This is a genomic window from Marinoscillum furvescens DSM 4134 (assembly GCF_003386095.1).
In the GTDB taxonomy this organism is placed as follows: Bacteria; Bacteroidota; Bacteroidia; order Cytophagales; family Cyclobacteriaceae; genus Marinoscillum; species Marinoscillum furvescens.
In genome coordinates this window covers 58948-77134 of the sequence record NZ_QREG01000017.1, presented here as the reverse complement: position 1 = coordinate 77134, position 18187 = coordinate 58948, and the positions used below count along the sequence as shown (strand labels likewise).

16 protein-coding genes are annotated in these 18187 nt (G+C 43.9%); 10 read left to right on the top strand and 6 right to left on the bottom strand.

Annotated elements, in window-relative coordinates; translation table 11 throughout:
* Positions 1-6 precede the first annotated feature (6 nt).
* Both C7460_RS16640 and pgi read left to right on the top strand, forming a co-directional pair.
* Positions 7-1029, top strand: coding sequence for a calcium/sodium antiporter (locus C7460_RS16640; RefSeq protein WP_115869259.1), 1023 nt, complete (start codon positions 7-9; stop codon positions 1027-1029).
* A gap of 109 nt (positions 1030-1138) precedes the next feature.
* Positions 1139-2794: a glucose-6-phosphate isomerase gene (gene pgi, locus C7460_RS16635; protein ID WP_115869258.1), complete on the top strand. Its 1656-nt coding sequence runs from the start codon at positions 1139-1141 to the stop codon at positions 2792-2794.
* Here pgi and C7460_RS16630 read toward each other — a convergent pair.
* Complete coding sequence (locus tag C7460_RS16630) at positions 2781-3524, bottom strand: TrmH family RNA methyltransferase (protein WP_115869257.1); 744 nt, start codon at positions 3522-3524, stop codon at positions 2781-2783. The genes pgi and C7460_RS16630 overlap by 14 nt on opposite strands.
* Before the next feature lie 14 nt (positions 3525-3538).
* Here C7460_RS16630 and tamL point away from each other — a divergent pair, with 14 nt between their 5' ends.
* From tamL to C7460_RS16615, 3 genes are read left to right on the top strand one after another with little or no spacing between them, the layout of a single operon-like run.
* Positions 3539-5977 carry a translocation and assembly module lipoprotein TamL gene (gene tamL, locus C7460_RS16625; RefSeq protein ID WP_147302990.1) on the top strand — a complete coding sequence of 813 codons (2439 nt, stop codon included), beginning with the start codon at positions 3539-3541 and terminating at the stop codon, positions 5975-5977.
* Between the two features lie 2 nt (positions 5978-5979).
* A complete protein-coding gene (hemF, locus tag C7460_RS16620) occupies positions 5980-6900 on the top strand; it encodes an oxygen-dependent coproporphyrinogen oxidase (protein ID WP_115869255.1) in 921 nt (306 codons plus the stop codon).
* Positions 6893-7450, top strand: coding sequence for a phosphatase PAP2 family protein (locus tag C7460_RS16615; protein ID WP_115869254.1), 558 nt, complete (start codon positions 6893-6895; stop codon positions 7448-7450). The genes hemF and C7460_RS16615 overlap by 8 nt, the downstream gene beginning before the upstream one ends.
* Here the strand turns inward: C7460_RS16615 and C7460_RS16610 are convergent.
* The gene (locus C7460_RS16610; RefSeq protein ID WP_115869253.1) at positions 7437-8138 is read right to left on the bottom strand and encodes a LytR/AlgR family response regulator transcription factor; all 702 of its coding nucleotides are present in this window, start codon (positions 8136-8138) and stop codon (positions 7437-7439) included. The two genes, C7460_RS16615 and C7460_RS16610, sit on opposite strands and share 14 nt — an antisense overlap.
* A complete protein-coding gene (locus tag C7460_RS16605; RefSeq protein ID WP_115869312.1) occupies positions 8135-8725 on the bottom strand; it encodes a riboflavin synthase in 591 nt (196 codons plus the stop codon). Before C7460_RS16605 ends, C7460_RS16610 begins: the two co-directional genes overlap by 4 nt.
* Positions 8726-8806: 81 nt before the next feature.
* Between C7460_RS16605 and C7460_RS16600 the strand changes: the two genes are divergently transcribed.
* Genes C7460_RS16600 through C7460_RS16590 form a run of 3 tightly spaced genes read left to right on the top strand, consistent with a single transcriptional unit; the run spans position 8807 to position 10471 of the window.
* Positions 8807-9427, top strand: coding sequence for a protein-L-isoaspartate(D-aspartate) O-methyltransferase (locus C7460_RS16600; RefSeq protein WP_115869252.1), 621 nt, complete (start codon positions 8807-8809; stop codon positions 9425-9427).
* A 4-nt stretch (positions 9428-9431) separates the two neighbouring features.
* Positions 9432-9953, top strand: a complete 522-nt coding sequence (locus C7460_RS16595; protein ID WP_115869311.1) for an acyl-CoA thioesterase — start codon at positions 9432-9434, stop codon at positions 9951-9953.
* The gene (locus C7460_RS16590; protein WP_115869251.1) at positions 9950-10471 is read left to right on the top strand and encodes a hypothetical protein; all 522 of its coding nucleotides are present in this window, start codon (positions 9950-9952) and stop codon (positions 10469-10471) included. The genes C7460_RS16595 and C7460_RS16590 overlap by 4 nt, the downstream gene beginning before the upstream one ends.
* Positions 10472-10481: 10 nt before the next feature.
* On the opposite strand, the gene C7460_RS16585 is transcribed toward C7460_RS16590, so the two are convergent.
* The 3 genes from C7460_RS16585 to alaS are packed head-to-tail and all read right to left on the bottom strand — an operon-like array spanning position 10482 to position 15714.
* Positions 10482-11606 (bottom strand): peroxiredoxin family protein, encoded by a 1125-nt coding sequence (locus C7460_RS16585; RefSeq protein ID WP_115869250.1) that lies wholly within the window; start codon positions 11604-11606, stop codon positions 10482-10484.
* 5 nt (positions 11607-11611) lie between these two features.
* A complete protein-coding gene (gene gatB / locus C7460_RS16580) occupies positions 11612-13078 on the bottom strand; it encodes an Asp-tRNA(Asn)/Glu-tRNA(Gln) amidotransferase subunit GatB (RefSeq protein WP_115869249.1) in 1467 nt (488 codons plus the stop codon).
* Complete coding sequence (gene alaS, locus C7460_RS16575) at positions 13075-15714, bottom strand: alanine--tRNA ligase (RefSeq protein ID WP_115869248.1); 2640 nt, start codon at positions 15712-15714, stop codon at positions 13075-13077. The genes gatB and alaS overlap by 4 nt, the downstream gene beginning before the upstream one ends.
* A gap of 127 nt (positions 15715-15841) precedes the next feature.
* Between alaS and C7460_RS16570 the strand changes: the two genes are divergently transcribed.
* Positions 15842-16825 (top strand): peptidoglycan DD-metalloendopeptidase family protein, encoded by a 984-nt coding sequence (locus C7460_RS16570; RefSeq protein ID WP_115869247.1) that lies wholly within the window; start codon positions 15842-15844, stop codon positions 16823-16825.
* 149 nt (positions 16826-16974) lie between these two features.
* Entirely contained in the window at positions 16975-18186 is a 1212-nt protein-coding gene (locus C7460_RS16565; protein WP_115869246.1) for a CapA family protein, read from the top strand.
* The last annotated feature ends 1 nt before the right edge of the window (position 18187 follow it).

Genomic DNA, 18187 nt, shown 5'->3' with positions numbered 1-18187 from the left:
ACCGCCTTGACAGTAATAATCAACTTATTATTAGTAGCAGTGGGATTTGTTCTCCTTATAAAAGGAGCAGATTTCTTGGTAAATGGTGCTTCCTCATTGGCTAAAAGATTCAATGTCTCCGACATTGCAATAGGACTTACAGTAGTAGCCATGGGCACATCAGCACCAGAGTTGGTGGTGAATATTATATCCGGATCGGTAACTACAGAAAGTGCCGGTGGTGCTGCTACTCACGACATTGTGTTTGGCAACATCATCGGTTCTAACATCTTCAATATTTTCTTAATTCTAGGGGTTTCCAGCGTTATTTACCCACTCACGGTGCAGCGTAACGCTCTTTGGAAAGAAATCCCGTATTCACTTTTAGCCACGTTTGTCTTTTTCATTCTAGTGAATGATCAGATATTCTTTGGCAAGGACCACAATGCACTCAGTGTAATAGACGCAGGAATACTCATTGTGATGTTCCTGATCTTTCTTGTATACATCTTCATGAATCTCACGAGAAACCCAGATGATAGTGAACTTGTAGAAGACATTGTGATTTTTGGAAGTGTAAAAACTACCGTCATGATTGTTCTGGGTATTGCCGGATTGATCTTTGGTGGTAAAATGATTGTAGACAATGCAGTAGAAATAGCTAAGGCTTTCGATGTAAGTGAAAAACTCATCGGACTTACTATACTCGCAGCTGGGACTTCTCTTCCGGAGTTAGCAACCTCTGCAGTAGCTGCATTTCAAAAGAAATCTGACCTTGCTGTAGGCAACATTGTAGGTTCCAATATCTTCAACCTACTATTAGTTATCGGTACCACTGGTTTCATCCATGCCCCACTGGGCTTTCCTCCAGCACTAAATCTCGATCTTTATTTCGTTATGGGAGGCACATTCCTGTTATTCCTATTCATGTTCACGTTTGCCAAATACAAACTGGACCGCTCAGAAGGCTTTCTGTACTTACTCGGTTTTGTAGCCTACATGTATATACTCTTTGAGCGTGAAGGCATGGGATTCGGGATTTTCTTTTAAAGCAGCTTATCAGCGCCAAAGATCATTAGCAGAATTCGTTCTATAGAGCGTTATTTATTGTAAATCCGACGGTTTTGAAGCATGTTTGCGTCAAACTTTACAACAGAACATGCTTCCTACTATCAATCCAACTAAAACTAAGGCCTGGAAAAAACTAACCGATCACTTTCAGGCCACGCATCAAACCCACATGAAAGAGTGGTTTGATCAAGATCCAGACCGCTTTGATAAATTCAAAGTGCAATTCGAAGATATCTTACTGGATTATTCTAAAAACCGAATCACTGAAGAAACTATAGACTTATTAGCTGAATTAGCTGATGAGGTAAGACTAGATGAAGCCAAACAGAAGATGTTTGCAGGAGCTGCAATCAATGCAACCGAAAACCGCTCCGTACTTCATGTAGCCCTAAGAAAACACTCTCCTGGTACTATAGAAGTGAATGGTAAGGATGTTATGCCTGACGTTCATCGTGTACTAGGCCGTATAAAAGATTTTACCACCAAGCTACACGATGGAACATTAAAAGGCTATACAGGTAAAGCCATCCAACACGTAGTAAACATCGGCATTGGAGGCTCTGACCTGGGACCTTTTATGGTAACAGAATGCCTTACGCCCTACCAGGTAGATGGTATCCAATCTCATTTTGTATCCAATGTAGACAGTAGCCATATTGTCAACGTACTGAAAAAGGTGGATCCTGAAACCACTCTGTTTATCATATCGTCTAAAACATTCACCACTCAAGAAACCATGACCAATGCGCTTTCGGCTAAAAAATGGTTTTTGAAAGCTGCAGGTGATGAAAAATTTGTCAAGGACCATTTCATAGCCATTTCTACCAACAAAGAAGCAGTAGCAGACTTTGGTATTGACCTCAACAACATGTTTGAGTTTTGGGACTGGGTAGGTGGAAGATATTCCCTCTGGTCGGCCATCGGAATGTCAATAGCGTGTGCCATAGGATATGACAATTTTGTAGCGCTTCACAAAGGTGCTGAAGCCATGGACCAGCATTTTCTAAATGCTCCAACCAAAGAAAACTTACCAACACTTCTGGCGCTGATCGGTATATGGTACAATAACTTCTACAAAGCGGAAACACAGGCCATCCTGCCATATGACCAGTACATGCACGCATTTGCGCCATATCTACAGCAAGGAGACATGGAGTCTAATGGCAAGTATGTAGCACGTGATGGCGAAAAAGTCACTTACGAAACCGGCCCCATCATTTGGGGAGAACCGGGCACCAATGGCCAACATGCTTTTTACCAGTTGATACATCAAGGTACTAAGCTGATCCCTTGTGACTTTTTGGCTGCAGCCCAAAGTCAAAACCCGCTAGACGACCACCACGAAAAACTAATAGCGAACTTCTTTGCTCAAACAGAGGCACTCATGAAGGGTAAAACCTACGACGAAGTGGTAGCAGAATTTGCAAACTCTGGATTGTCAGATGAGGAAATAGCTAAACTGGCTCCTTTCAAGGTATTTGAAGGCAACCGTCCTACAAATAGTATCTTGTTCAAGAAACTGACACCATATACCTTAGGAGCACTGATTGCTATGTACGAGCACAAGATTTTTGTACAAGGTGTGGTGTGGAACATCTACAGCTTTGATCAGTGGGGTGTGGAGCTAGGTAAACAACTTGCAAAACAGATCCTTCCTAAACTATCTGGAGATGAAGACGTGACCGATCACGATGCTTCTACCAATGGACTTATCAATGCTTATAAAGCTTTTAAGAAAAGTTAAATCTCATATGATGGCAGAGTATCCCTGTGGCGATAGCGACATTCAGGGACTCTGCCTCTCCTATTCTAGGAATGGTCACCTTCCCTTCCAGATGTTGGGCTAGTGAGCTTGAAATACCATGTGATTCGCTGCCCATCACCAACGCTACTGCCCCATCAGACTGCCAATCCGGAGCATTTACCCCATGGAGGTCTGCACCAAACGCAGGCAAAGGGCAGTCTGCCAAAAAGGTTGGAACATCAGTATAATAAGGAATCACCCGAGCAAAAGACCCCATAGTGGCATTGATCACCTTAGGGTTGTAAAAATCTGCAGTATCCAATGAACATACCAAATGCCGAATACCAAACCAATCCATTGTGCGTATGATCGTGCCTAGATTTCCTGGGTCTGACACCCCATCCAACACCACTACATGATCCTTAAAATCAACACGTTGCACATTGTCGGGCATTTTCAGTACTGCGAGACAGTCCTGATTGGTGGTAAACGTACCCAACTCCTCCAGAATTTTCTGGTCGACATTTAAAAGATTACCTTCAACAATTGACCGAGGTAGTTCGTTGTTATCGATAAATTGGTCAGTGGCCAATAGATATCTTAAATCCATGCCAGAGGCAATGGCTTCCAACACATTTTTGCGTCCTTCTGCTATGAAACACTTTTCCCTCGTACGGTACTTTTTTATCTTCAGCGATTTGATGAATTTTGATTGTTTTTTGGAAACCATAGGGTGAACAGGATTTGAAAGCAAAAGTAGTCGTATTCGTATTGTCAGTGGTCCTTTCCTCTTGTTTGGGTACAAAATATCTAAAAAAGGATCAATCGCTCCTCGTCAAGCAACAAATAAAATCTGAAGGAGAAATCTCTGCAGATGAACTAAACGGACAGCTCAGTCAGCACCCCAACTCACGTCCTATGCAGTTGCCCATTGCCCATTTGGTGCATTTGCGCAGACTAGGACTTTCTATGTTTGACACGGCTCAGCTCGAAAGCAAGCAACAGCGTATCGAAAAAAAATTTAACAAGAAAATAGCTCGTGCTAAATCCAGCAAAAGAAAGGCTACACTCAATAGTAAAAAGATTCAAAAGCTGGAGCGAATAGAACGCAAATTAAAAGAAGGTAATCAACTGATGCGTTGGGGTGAAAAGCTGGCTGTTTTTGACAGCTCTAAGGTAAAAGCATCAGCTACAAACCTAAAACAGTACCTATTTACTAAAGGGTATTTCAATGGACACGTGGAAGCAGAAGTAAATCGTAAAAGCGATAAAAAGGTAAAAACCACCTATATCGTTCATGAAGGCAAGCCATACGAGGTAGACTCCATGATTTACGTAATCAAAGACCCAAAACTAGACACCCTGTTTAAAGATAATCTGGAGGAGCAGTTACTGATAGGCGAACAATATGACCAGAGTTTATTTACGCAGGAGCGCGACCGGGTTTATGACCTGATGACCAACCATGGGTACTACAATTTTAAACGCCAATATGTGTTGTTTGAAGTAGACTCCACCATATTAGATGATCATCGTCTGGTGGTACGAGAAACCATAGCCAACCCTCCGGGCAAAAGTGGGCATCGTACTCATCGACTCGACTCAGTGATATTTACCACTGGTAGCAATGAAGGAAGATTCAGACGTGTCACAACACATAATGACATCACATTTAATTTCAGTAAAAACAAATACCCTGAAAGACTCCTAAGTTGGCGAGTGTTTTTGGAGAAAGACAGTCTTTACAGCAAAAAACTAACTCTCGAGACCCAAAAACAGCTTTCATATCTCGATATCTTCAAATTTGTCAACATCAACTATGACAGCACAGGTGGTAAGTTTATTGCCAACATTTTCACAAGTCCTCTAAAGAAATACCAAACCTCCACGGAAGTTGGACTATCGGTGTTTGATGAAGCGAATGGACTACCAGGGCCATTTTTTAATTTCAACGCAAAAAGCCGAAACATTTTTGGTGGCCTTGAAATCTTTCAATTCGATGGTACAGCCAGTATTCAAGGCATATCCAGTGTGAGTGAGGAAGAAAACAATTATTCACGCCTTCAGTATGGGGGTCAGCTCTCAGTGACTTTCCCGCAGTTCTTGTTTCCATTAAAAGAAAGTAAACGCTCTGCTATAGGACGCTACAATCCACGAACAAAAGTAGCTACTGGAGTGAACTTTGAAGATCGGCGGGGTGAATACGAACGTACGACATTCAATGGCAGCATGTCGTACATCTGGCAGGTAAGAGACAACTCTCAGTTTTCTTTTAAGCCCTTCGACCTTAGCTACATTAAGTCCAACAATAGCCAAAGTTTTAGTGACCGACTAGACTCGCTGGCAAGGCAAGGAAATCAGTCATTGGTGAGTGCCTTCGAATCCTCTTTTGTGAGCTTTTCAGCCTTTACGGCAAGCTTTAATAAGAATAAATATGGAGTAGGCAATGTAAATTCTATGCTACTGCAAGGGTATTTGGAGACGGGAGGCAATCTGAATAACCTGACCAAAGACAACATTTTTGGTGACTCTCTAGAATATTACAAATACATCAAAGCAAGTATAGAGTTTCGTCAAAACCACCGGCTGACCTCTAAGTCGGCGTTGGCATACAGGTTTCATGTAGGAGCAGCCTATGCCTATGGAACCAACAGGGCACTGCCGTATGAAAAGTATTTTTTTGCGGGAGGTAGCAACAGTATACGCGCCTGGAGACCCCGTAGACTAGGACCTGGAGCCTATGCTCCCTATGACGCATCTGTAGAAAACGAGAGCAAGCCCAATATAGACTATACTCGAGAGCAACCGGGAGACATTATTTTAGAGACTTCTGTGGAATACCGCGCAGATCTGGTGGGATTTGTAGACTATGCCCTGTTTGTAGACGCGGGCAATACCTGGCTTTGGAGAAGCCAAAACGTATCTTCAGCATCAGATGGTGACTCCAATGACAATGGTGTGTTTAAGTTTTCTGAATTTCCACAGGAAATTGCTGTAGGCGCTGGCTTTGGTTTACGGATGGACTTTTCTTTTTTGATTCTCCGCCTAGACCTTGCTTACAAAATGGTGGACCCGGCATACCCAAAAGGGGAGCGTTTCTTGCTAGACGACTACAAGCTCAAGTACCTTTGGGACTTCAACAACTACGGCGCATTTAATATCGGTATCGGATACCCTTTTTAAGTATGGAAAGAAAAGATTTGATTGAAACCTGGATGAAATCACTTCAGGGTAGCATTTGCAATTCCCTAATCTCATTAGACGGAAAATCATCATTTCGCGAAGACCAGTGGGAACGAGCTGGCGGAGGTGGTGGCAGATCACGAGTGATCACCAATGGCGACCTGATAGAAAAAGGTGGGGTAAACTTTTCTGCCGTGCATGGCGACTTACCTGAGAAGATTCAGCAGGCCTTGAAAATGGGAAAATCTACCTTTTATGCCACAGGAGTATCCATCGTACTTCATCCACAAAACCCCTGGGTACCTATTATCCATATGAATGTTCGGTATTTTGAGACCAAAGCAAAAAACTCCGACGAGGGTACCTACTGGTTTGGGGGAGGCATAGACCTCACACCTCATTATGTAGATCCAGCAGATGGCGGGTATTTGCACCAGCAACTCAAAATGGTGTGTGACCAAACGGACAGCTCTTATTACCCTCGATTCAAGAAGTGGGCAGACGATTATTTCTACATTCGTCATCGAAAAGAAACCCGGGGAGTTGGAGGCATATTCTATGACCAGCTAAACGAGCAAAAGGAAAAGAAATCATTTGATGAACTGTGGCAATTCCATCAAAGTGTAGGTGAGCGTTTTGTCCCAATCTATGAACACTTTGCCAATAAATACCGATCAAAGCCCTATACCGACGAGCATAAAAACTGGCAAATGGTACGCCGGGGAAGATATGTAGAGTTTAACCTGGTATGGGACAAAGGCACCAAGTTTGGGTTGGATACAGATGGGCGTACAGAATCTATACTCATGAGTATGCCCCCACAAGCCCAATGGCACTACGATCACCAGCCAGCAGCAGGTAGCGCTGAAGCCGAAACGCTGAAATGGCTTCAAAAAGACATCAATTGGATAGCACATGCTTGAAACCCTATTACAATGGGATACTGACCTGTTTCTAGCATTGAATGGTCTGGGAACACCCCACCTGGACCAGACTATGTCCTTCTTATCCAACAAGTATGTATGGATACCGATGTACTTATACCTGATATTCAGATTATATCAACGTCACAACAGGTCATTTTACCTTCCATTGCTTGCACTTATTTTGGTCATCGTGTGCACTGACCAGATTACCGCGAGCATTCTTAAGCCTTATTTTGAACGACTGAGACCTTGCAAAGATCCATTGCTGGAGGGTTTGGTCTACACAGTGGGAAAATGTAGAGGGTTCAGTTTTGCTTCTGGCCATGCCGCCAATACATTTGGTCTGGCTGCTTTTTTCTATTTTTTGGAAAAATCACCGTTAGCTATAGCACTACTTGTATGGGCTGCCCTGGTCAGCTATAGCCGCATTTACCTGGGCGTGCACTACCCCACGGACGTCACTGTAGGTGCATTGATAGGCATCACTTTTGGATACGTCTGGTGCAGAGGGCTCATCACCCTCTACCCAAAGTTTAGAGCATGTTGATGCGTTTTAAAAACTCTTCCTTATAAGATGCCCCTATAGGAATGATCTTATCTGTAATTGATATATTAAAATCTTCAATTTGATTGATTTTGCTGCGATTGATGATATAGCTCCTGTGCACCCTACTAAACATACTAATTGGCAATCGTTTTTCGATTCCCTTCATGGTGTGGTGCACGATAAATTTTCCTTTTACCGTGTTGAAAATCACATAGTCTGCCAGTGCTTCTACGAAGAATAAATCCTGATAAGGAATGCGCACAAACCGTGAATCAGACTTTACAAAAATATGGTCTTCCTGCTCGGCTAGTAACAACTCCTTTTCGCGATGTTCCTTTGCTTTAGTGGCAGCTTTGACAAATCGCGGGTATTCGATAGGCTTTACCAAATAATCCAACACATCACCTTCAAACGCTTCAATAGCATAATCCTTTTTGGAAGTGATGAAGATAATTGGATACGTATTTTGAAGTTTTTTAGCCAATTCAAGCCCTGACATTTCAGGCATCTCTATGTCCAAAAACACCAGGTCTACATCGTTGTGCTTCTCATTGATGAGTATATTCTGTGCTTCAAGCGTGTCTTCGAGCACGTGGCTCAAGTTCAAAAAATCTGTTTCCTTTACAAATTTACTTACGAGCAGACGTGACATTTCGTCATCATCCACAATCATGCAATTAAGGATCATTGGTGCAGCCGGGTTTTGGTTAGTTTTTGAATGTATTTCCCTACAATATCGTATTCGATGTTAACAATACTGTTTTTTTCTAACATATTAAAATTTGTATGCTCAAAAGTATAAGGTATAATGGCGACACTAAACCGATCATCAGAGACATCAAAACAAGTAAGACTCACCCCATTGATGCAAACACTACCTTTCTCTACCATCAGCTCTGTATGAGCCAGTTCGAAGGTAAACAACCAGGAGCCGCCTTCATCTTTTATATCTACCACCCGAGCAGTAGTATCTACATGTCCTTGTACAATGTGCCCATCAAATCTTCCATTCATCTGAAGGCAGCGCTCAAGATTGACCTGATCCCCTACCTTCACACCTCCAATATTACTTTTAGCTAAAGTTTCATCCACGGCCGTTACCCAGTGAGCGTCCCCTTCAACGGCCGTTACAGTCAGGCACACACCATTATGACTTACGCTTTGATCTACTTGTAACTCTGAACTAATATTCGAAGAAATTTTCAAATGCAGGTTGGTCCCTTCTCTACGAGATTCTGTAAGATTGCCCAATGATTCGATGATGCCTGTAAACATGGAGTTGTCGTCTTCGGTAAGTTCGTTTAACCTCATTTCTGCAATAATAAGTAATTGGAAGATAGTTATCGCCATAAGGGCATGCGCAAACAGCTGGTAAAAGAAATAGCCGCTAAAGGAATACGTGATGAGCGTATTCTCAAGGCAATGCTCAAGCTACCACGCCACTTTTTCTTTGACGAAATTTTCGTAACCCATGCCTACGAAGACAAAGCTTTTCCGATAGGTGAAGGCCAAACGATCTCCCAACCCTACACAGTGGCTTTTCAAACTGAGTTATTGGAAATTCAATCAGGGGACAAGATTTTAGAAATAGGAACAGGCTCTGGCTATCAGGCGAGTATATTGCTAGAGCTTGGGGCTGAGGTACACACCATAGAGTACAACCGCGTGCTGCACGACCGGACCCGACAGTTTCTTCCTCAGCTGGGCTATCGCCCACATTTTTATCACGGGGATGGCTCCAAAGGCCTTCCACAGCAGGCACCCTATGATGGCATCATAGTCACCGCTGGTGCACCTAGTCTACCGGAAGATCTGGTGAGACAACTCAAAGTGGGAGGCAAACTGGTAATACCTGTAGGAAACAACAAAAGCCAGGTGATGTATAAACTCACCAAAGTGGCCCCAAACAAAATCTCAAAAAAAACATTTAAAAACTTCAGCTTCGTACCTTTGCGAGGTGAAAAAGGCTGGAAATAACCCCATGGCAAAAAAGATAAAAACCTGTAAGGACTCTTTTGTGACTATGACCGAAATGGTCCTTCCCAATGATACCAATACCCTCAACAACCTCATGGGAGGTCGACTGATGCACTGGATGGATATAGTATCTGCCATAGCTGCGCAGCGGCATAGCAATCGCATTGTAGTCACTGCCTCTGTAGATAACATTTCGTTTTCAAAAGCTATTCAGCTGGGTAATGTAGTAACACTAAATGCTTTTGTAACGCGGGCCTTCAGCTCTTCCATGGAAGTATACATCGAAGTGACAGCTGAAGATATCCCTTCGAGTAAAAAAATAGAGACCAACAGTGCATTCTTCACTTTTGTAGCCGTAGATCAGACAGGCAGACCAATAGACGTACCTGAAGTGAAGCCAGAAACCGAGTTTGAAAAGGAGCTCTACGCAGGGGCATTGAGAAGACGTCAGTTACGCCTCGTACTAGGCAAGCGCATGAAACCTGAAGATGCTACAGAGCTAAAAGAAATCTTTAAAATAGGATGACAGAGGACCAACATTTACCGCTTTTTATCACAGAACCTATCTACCTGGTAGATGAAGGAGCACATACTGAAGAGCAAAGTCCTGCCGCTACTCCTCCTTCCAAAAACGAGGAGCCTGCCAAAGCTCCGGTGCCTGCAACTCCAAAAGAGGATAAGGCAACTCCGACACCTACTATCCCTAAGATTGCGCCGAAAACCCATGAATTGGCGATCTGGACGCCTCCGTTGACCTCTACAGACAAAGAGCTGCTCGTAAAGATTTTACTGGCCATCAAGAAAGACTTCAACGCAGCTCACCTCATGGAAGGCATCAACAGCTACGATCCTCACTACAAGCAACTGCTGTGCTTTGGCTATCATAAAGAGCTAGAGCTGAAACTGGGAGAAAGCATCGCTACTTATACTCCAGTAGAGACCAAAGGGCACCGCATTTTGGTATCGGTTTCACCAGCTGACCTTGCAGCCGATCCGGCACAAAAAAAGCGCCTGTGGGAGGCGCTTCAGAAGATGTTTTTATAATTGGTGCTTATCAGCCAAAAATCTCTTCGAGCTTGGCTCTGAGCGTTGCACCTCTGAGCCCCTTGGCAATGATTTTACCATCAGGACCAATCAGGTAAGTAGCAGGTATCGCTGAGATCTGATAAGTAGCTGCGGCCTCTGAGTTGAAATACTTCAGGTCCGACACATGCTTCCACGGAAGTCCATCTTGCTCGATGGCTTTTACCCAGGCATCTTTTGTTCTGTCCAAAGACACGCCCAAGATTTCAAAGTTTTCATTTTTGTATTGATTGTACAACCTTACCACATTAGGGTTTTCGGCTCTACATGGCTTGCACCAGGCAGCCCAAAAATCGACGAGCACATAGTTTCCTCTCAGCGAACTCAGCGAAATCATCTCTCCATCAGGATTTGGCAACTCTATCTCCGGAGCTTCAGCTCCTACAGCCAGCTTTCGGGCACCGTCCACCTTTGCTACAAGCTGTTTGGTAAACTCATGCTCAGGTAGCCCGGCATTCATTTTTTGAGCTACACTATCGTAAAACTCAAAATTCTCTTCAATGCTCAAATTTTCCAACCCATAGAATACGGCTAACGAAGGAGTTACATTCCAAATAAGCTCTTTGAGTTCGCCCTGACGCACGCGCATCAAGTCATAATATTCATTTGTAAGGCGCTCAAGGGTTTGCTGATCATTATCCATTCTAGCTTGAATGGCTTCCTGATTTAAGTCCTGTATGTCTTGTCGCTGATCGCGCACCATTCCCTCTATCTGCTTCAAATACTGCGTGTGCTTAGACCCTTTGACGGAAACTTCCCCTTGTGGATTGTCTCCTTCCAAAAGGATCTCTACTTCATCTTCAGTACCATCCAGGATCAGGTTCATTTGCTGTCGATTGTAAAAGTTCAAACGATAGAAGCTTTGCCCTTCAGCTGATACAAAAAATTCGAATGCTCCAGACATGTCTACAGTAGGAGTATCTAAAGGCAAGAGCCCTCCGTCTTTAAACTCACTGAAAACAACCTGCTCACCTTCTATGGGGTTTTCTACTTTACCAAATACCCGTACTCCATCACTACTACTCCCGCCATCATTACAAGAGCTTATAAAAATTGTAAGTGTGAGCACTATTAATGCTGTTTGTATCGACTTCATATTAACTATTTTACTGTCTCTAACGATTCTCTTAAAAGTTTATTCGCCACCTTGGGGTCTACCTTTCCTTTCGTCTTCTTCATGACTTCCCCCATAAACATGCCGATCAATCCTTTTTTGCCTTTTAGGTATTCTTTCACTTTAGCTGGATTGGCAGCAATCACTTCATCAATTATTGGCTGAATACTATCTGAATCCGAATCCTGCACCAGGTTAAGTTTTTCCGCAGCCTGATCTGGTAATACCTCTGCATGCTCCAATAAATAAGGAAAGAGCTGCTGACTGGCAGCCGAGAAACTCACCGTGCCTTTCTCCACTAGTGTAATCACTCCAGCTAAAGATTCTACAGAAATGGGCAGCTGATCTATGGTTTTACCGCTTTCATTCAAATAAGATTTGACTGGTCCCATGGTCCAGTTTGCGGCAGCTTTGTAATTGTTTGTGGCCTGACACAAGGACTCAAAGAAGTAAGCCATTTCTTTTCTATCTGTAATTACCTGAGCATCGTACTCGCTAAGGCCATAGCTTTTTCTAAACTTTTCCCTGAAACCAGCAGGTAGCATAGGCATGGCAGACCGAACAGACTCCAACCAGTCTTTTGTAATATGCAGAGGACTTAAGTCTGGCTCTGGAAAATACCGGTAGTCGTTTAGCTCCTCTTTAGTGCGCATACCCGTAGAATCTCCGGTAGCCACATCATAGGTACGCGTCTCGGAGATGATTTCTTCTCCATTTTCGGTCATGCGAATCTGTCGGTCCATCTCATGGTAGATAGCTCTGATCACATGTTTGATGGAATTCATGTTTTTGAGCTCCACTTTGCGACCGAGCTCGGTAGCGTCCACTGGCATGATGGACACATTGGCATCACAGCGTAGTGAACCTTCCTCCATATTGCCATCACAAATCCCCAAGTACCTTACAATTCGTCGAACTTCCGCCACAAACGCACCCGCTTCTTCAGGCGAGTGTATCACAGGCTCGGTTACAATCTCGATCAGCGGTACTCCTGCCCTGTTGAGATCTATCAAAGAATCAGGCTCTCCCTCCAGGTGAATGGATTTGCCTGCATCTTCTTCGAGGTGAATTCTATTGAGCTTTACAGTGCTGTGTTTGGTTTCATCATACACTACTGGCACTTCACCACCGACACATATGGGGGTTTTGTCCTGTGTGATCTGATAGCCTTTTGGCAAATCCGGGTAAAAGTAATTTTTGCGATCGAAATACTGGTATTCGGTAATTTCACAATTACAGGCTAAGCCCATGCGAACCGCGTACTCCACCGCTTTTTCGTTCAGCTTTGGCATTACTCCGGGATGCCCCAAAGAAATCACACTCACATTCGTATTGGGAGCGTCCCCAAAGGAATTATTGTCTGATGAAAAGATTTTCGTAGCTGTCTGCAGCTGCGCATGCACCTCCAGCCCTACTACGAGTTTATACTTTGCCCTTACTTCAGGTGAAATCATTTGATCTCTGTGTTCAGTTTTTCTCCAATAAGTTGTTTCCCTACTTGAAGTGCAGCAGCTAAACCAGCCACATTTTTACCACCAGCCGTGGCATAAAATGGCTGTCCGCCTCCTCCACCCTGAATTTCTTTAGCCATAGCCCGCACCATTTCTCCGGCATTGAGTCCATGAGCTTTCACCAGGCTCTCGTCCATTATGACGCTAAGCATTGGTTTTTCGTTCAGGTTGGCAGCAAGCACTACCAGTACATTGGAAACTTCATTTTTGAGTTCAAATGACAGTTGTTTTAGCACATTGGCGTCTGGCAACTTTACTTCCTGGGTGATTAACCGGACACCATTTATTTCCTGTGCAGCATCCAGAAGCTCCTTTTTCAGGGCACTTCCTTGTTGCAGGTTCAGTTCTTCGAGTTGTTTTTGCAGCTGATTGCGCTCGTCGAGCAGTGAAGCTACAGCCTTTTTAGGATCATTAGGGTTTTTCAAGAGCTCTTTAAGCTCAGCGAGTAGGTTTAACTGACCTTGTACATAAGCCTCAGCCTTGTCTGCAGTGATGGCCTCTACCCGTCTCACGCCAGCAGCTACCGAACTCTCACTGACTATTTTCAGCAAACCTATCTGCCCTGTAGCCGGCACGTGTGTACCACCACAAAGCTCTACAGAGTACTCAGGGTCAAAGGTAATTACCCGAACAAACTCACCGTACTTTTCACCAAATAAGGCCATGGCTCCCATCTCCTGTGCTTCAGCAATGGGGACGTTTCGCTTTTCTCCCAGTGCTATGTTTTCACGAATCTTGCGATTGACTATAGCCTCTACCTGAGCAATCTCCTCATCTGTGACTTTGGCAAAATGCGAAAAATCAAAGCGAAGCACTTCATCATTTACCAAAGAGCCTTTTTGCTGCACATGATCTCCCAGCACTTCACGCAAAGCTGCATGTAACAAGTGTGTTGCTGAGTGATTGTTCTCAGTAAGTTTACGCCTTGTTGCATTTACTTTTGCCTCAAAAGTAGCTTCCAGGTTTTTAGGCAAAGCTTTCGCATAATGCACGATAAGGTCATTTTCTTTTTTAGTATCAAAAATGACAACTTTTTCGTCCGCAGTTTCCAGCACACCTGTGTCTCCTACCTGGCCTCCACTTTCTGCATAAAAGGGTGTCTGATCCAGGACGATCTGAAAAAAGGATTTATTCTTTTGCTTTACCTCTCTGTATCGGGTGATCTTAGATGTAGCCTGTAGCTGCTCATAGCCTAAAAACTCAGAAGTATCTGCTTCGTGCACTACGATCCAGTCACCTGTAGATTGCTGTGCAGCACTTTTCGAGCGTGCCTTTTGCTTTTCCATTTCCTGCTGGAATGCCGATTCATCTACCGAAAGCCCGTTTTCACGAGCGATCAGCGAAGTAAGATCTAAAGGAAAGCCATAGGTATCATACAGCTCAAATGCTTTCTGACCGTCGATGACTTTGCCATCCATTTCAGCTTTTATCCCTTCGAAACGTTTCAGGCCTTTATCGAGGGTGCGTAAGAAGGAAACTTCTTCTTCACGAACCACCTTTGCCACAAATGCTCGCTGCGCATCCAATTCTGGAAACACTTCTTTAAACTGATCTGCAAGCAAGCTCACCAAATCTGTAAGAAATGGCTCTTTGAAGTTGAGGAAGGTATAGCCATACCGAACCGCTCGTCTAAGGATCCTGCGAATTACATAGCCCGCCTTGGCGTTTCCGGGCAGCTGCCCATCAGCGATGGTAAAAGAAATCGCCCTGATATGATCAGCTATCACGCGGATTGCGATATCAATTTTTTCATCTTTTCCATACGTAACACCTGCACGCTTGGCTACCATTTGGATCAACGGCTGAAAAACGTCGGTATCATAATTGGATTGTTTGCCTTGCACGGCCATAGCCAGCCGCTCAAAGCCCATACCGGTGTCTACATGCTGCTGAGGCAAGTTTTTCAAACTACCGTCAGCCTGGCGGTTAAACTGCATGAAAACGAGGTTCCAAATCTCCACTACTAGCGGATGATCCTGGTTTACCAGTTCACGACCATTTACTTTCTGCACCTCTTCATCAGACCGCAGGTCTATATGAATTTCTGAGCAAGGGCCACATGGTCCCGTATCTCCCATCTCCCAGAAATTATCTTTTTTGTTACCGTTTAGTATTCGCTCCTCAGGGATAATGGATTTCCAATATCCGCGTGCCTCTTCATCTGCCTTTAGGCCATCAGATGGATCTCCCTCAAATACAGTGGCGTACATGCGATCAGCAGGCAAGCCACAAACTTCTGTTAGAAATTCCCAGGCCCATTCGATAGCTTCTTTTTTGAAGTAATCTCCAAAAGACCAGTTGCCCAGCATCTCAAACATGGTGTGATGGTAGGTGTCTAGCCCTACTTCCTCCAGGTCGTTGTGCTTACCAGATACTCTCAGGCATTTTTGCGTATCCGCTACCCTGTTTGCCTCAGGAGTTTTGTTTCCCAAAAAGTAATCTTTAAACTGGTTCATCCCAGCATTGGTAAACATCAAAGTGGGATCATTTTGCACCACAATGGGAGCTGAGGGAACTATCTTGTGTGATTTAGAATTAAAAAACTCGAGAAACTTAGCGCGAATAGCTTTAGATTCCATGTAAGTAACTGAACGTTAAGTAGTTATAATCAATTATTTGGTTTTATTCTCATAAAACGCGTAATTTGCCGGATAGTCTTGCTGACCAGCCGAGCAAAGCTAAAATAAAATAACCTAACATCGACCTATGGCTAGAATTAAGTACTATTATGATACTGAGTCATGTAGATACGAACGAATCAAAGTATCTACGTGGGATATCATATGGAATGCTTTAGGCTTTTTGACACTTGCCCTGCTACTTTCTGTGGGGATTGTATTTGTATATATCAAGTACTTTGAGTCGCCAGAAGAAGCCCTACTCCGAAAGGAAAATGAAGAACTCAGGCTCTATTATGACCTGCTAAGCAAAGAGGTAAATGATGCCAATGAAATGCTGGCATCCCTACAAGAGCGCGATGACAATATCTACCGGGTTATTATGGGTGTGGAGCCTATTCCGGAAGAGATAAGAACCGCTGGATTTGGTGGAGCTAACCGCTATAAAAACCTTCTAGATCAAGGTTTGGAACGTGAGCAGCTCGTCATGGAAAACTATCAGCGTATAGACCAGCTCAAAAAGCAAATGTATATCCAGACCAAATCTTATGACGAGATCATGGCGCTGGCCAAAGACAAAGAATTGCTACTCGCATCTTTACCTGCCATACAGCCTGTGAGCAACGAAAACCTCAAACGCCTCTCTAGTGGATTTGGCTACCGAATAGACCCCATCCTAAAGGTAAGAAAACCTCACAATGGTGTAGACTTCTCATTACCTCAAGGCACACCAATCTATGCCACTGGTGATGGTACAGTAAAATTCACTCGATCTAGCTATACCGGATACGGAAAGCAAATAGAAATAGACCATGGTTTTGGCTACACCACCAAATATGCTCACCTAAGTGAGTTTGTGGTAAAAAGAGGCCAGAAAGTGAAACGAGGCGAGCTCATAGCTTACTCAGGCAATACAGGTAAATCCACCGCTCCTCACCTACACTATGAGGTGAAGATAGACGGCAAACCTGTGGATCCGGTCCATTATTTCTACAAAGACATAGATCCGGACGAGTACGAAGAAGTCCTTCGCTTAGCTGCCATCGAAAACCAGGCTCTGGGCTCATACTAAGCAGAATTGTTTGATCACTATTATATAAGAAAGCGACTCTATTGTGGGTCGTTTTTTTTATGCTCCGCTATTTTTTGTCTAAAAAATGTGGAAAACTCGTAGAAGGCTGCATGTCTTGAAAGACTATTTTTGCGATCAAGACATTTCCCATGCTCAAAAAGTTCTCACATAGTTGCTTCGCCGTATTATTGGCCTTACTGCTCAGCCAGTGTAAGGTAAGTACCCCCACAGCATCCTCTGACACTAAAGTGGTCAACCTCCCTGATACTACTCGGTTGGACACCCTGGAAAAGATAACAACTCCATTACTCATTACTCAAAATGGAGACACGCTGGACAGCCTGTTTCAAGAAGTAGATATAGCAGTTTACCGGCTTCTGCCTGACACGGTCACTTTTGCTGCGGTAGGAGACATCATGATGGGCACTAAATTCCCTAATACCAGCTACCTACCCAAGGCAAACGGCGAATACCTGTGGGATGACAGTCGTGAGCTGCTTAGGTCTGCTGACATCACCTTTGGCAACCTGGAAGGAACAGTACTGGATGGCAAGGGCGACCAGAAAAACTGCAGCAACCCGAAGGCTTGTTACTTATTCAAAATGCCGGTAAGGCTTACCTCCAACCTGGTAGATGCTGGTTTTGACTTAATTAGCCTTGCCAACAATCACGCAAATGATTTCGGTGCCCCGGGAAGAGCCAGCACCCTCCGCACGTTGGATTCTCTCGGGATAGCAGCAGCCGGATCTACTGAGCGACCCTATACTATTACGAAAATTGGACACCTCAAAATTGGCCTGGTCGCCTTTGCACCTAACAGAGGGACTTTAACATTTTATGACGAACAAAGGGCGAAAAGCATCGTTAATCACCTGGATAGTCTCACTGACATTGTAGTGGTCTCCATCCATGGAGGAGCTGAGGGATCAAAAAACATGCACGTAACTCGTGAGACTGAATATTACTATGGAGAAAACAGGGGGAATATTTATGCATTTAGCCACCAAATGATCGACGCAGGAGCTGACATCATTTTTGGCCACGGCCCACATGTGGTGCGAGGCATAGAAGTATACAAAAACCGAATGATTGCTTATTCACTTGGCAATTTTTTGACCTACGGTAGGTTTAATCTTAGAGGACCCAACGCAGAAGCTCCAGTACTGGAAGTAAAGACCAATGCTGAAGGAAAGTTTTTATCGGGGCAAATTCATTCTTTTCGTCAGTCCTATAGTTATGGACCTCAGAAAGATGCAGCGCTCCGTGCTATGCGGTCCATTCGTCAATTAACGGATGAAGATTTCCCTGAAAATCCGATAACCGTTGACGATACGGGTAGAATTATCTATATTCAAAACTGAA

Coding starts and splice junctions, on each gene's coding strand:
- C7460_RS16565 (WP_115869246.1), top strand. CDS start 16,975: ATGCTCAAAAAGTTCTCACATAGTTGCTTCGCCGTATTATTGGCCTTA.
- C7460_RS16605 (WP_115869312.1), bottom strand. CDS start 8,725: ATGTTTACAGGCATCATCGAATCATTGGGCAATCTTACAGAATCTCGT.
- alaS (WP_115869248.1), bottom strand. CDS start 15,714: ATGGAATCTAAAGCTATTCGCGCTAAGTTTCTCGAGTTTTTTAATTCT.
- C7460_RS16590 (WP_115869251.1), top strand. CDS start 9,950: ATGACAGAGGACCAACATTTACCGCTTTTTATCACAGAACCTATCTAC.
- C7460_RS16585 (WP_115869250.1), bottom strand. CDS start 11,606: ATGAAGTCGATACAAACAGCATTAATAGTGCTCACACTTACAATTTTT.
- C7460_RS16615 (WP_115869254.1), top strand. CDS start 6,893: ATGCTTGAAACCCTATTACAATGGGATACTGACCTGTTTCTAGCATTG.
- hemF (WP_115869255.1), top strand. CDS start 5,980: ATGGAAAGAAAAGATTTGATTGAAACCTGGATGAAATCACTTCAGGGT.
- C7460_RS16595 (WP_115869311.1), top strand. CDS start 9,432: ATGGCAAAAAAGATAAAAACCTGTAAGGACTCTTTTGTGACTATGACC.
- pgi (WP_115869258.1), top strand. CDS start 1,139: ATGCTTCCTACTATCAATCCAACTAAAACTAAGGCCTGGAAAAAACTA.
- C7460_RS16600 (WP_115869252.1), top strand. CDS start 8,807: ATGCGCAAACAGCTGGTAAAAGAAATAGCCGCTAAAGGAATACGTGAT.
- gatB (WP_115869249.1), bottom strand. CDS start 13,078: ATGATTTCACCTGAAGTAAGGGCAAAGTATAAACTCGTAGTAGGGCTG.
- C7460_RS16630 (WP_115869257.1), bottom strand. CDS start 3,524: ATGGTTTCCAAAAAACAATCAAAATTCATCAAATCGCTGAAGATAAAA.
- C7460_RS16570 (WP_115869247.1), top strand. CDS start 15,842: ATGGCTAGAATTAAGTACTATTATGATACTGAGTCATGTAGATACGAA.
- C7460_RS16610 (WP_115869253.1), bottom strand. CDS start 8,138: ATGATCCTTAATTGCATGATTGTGGATGATGACGAAATGTCACGTCTG.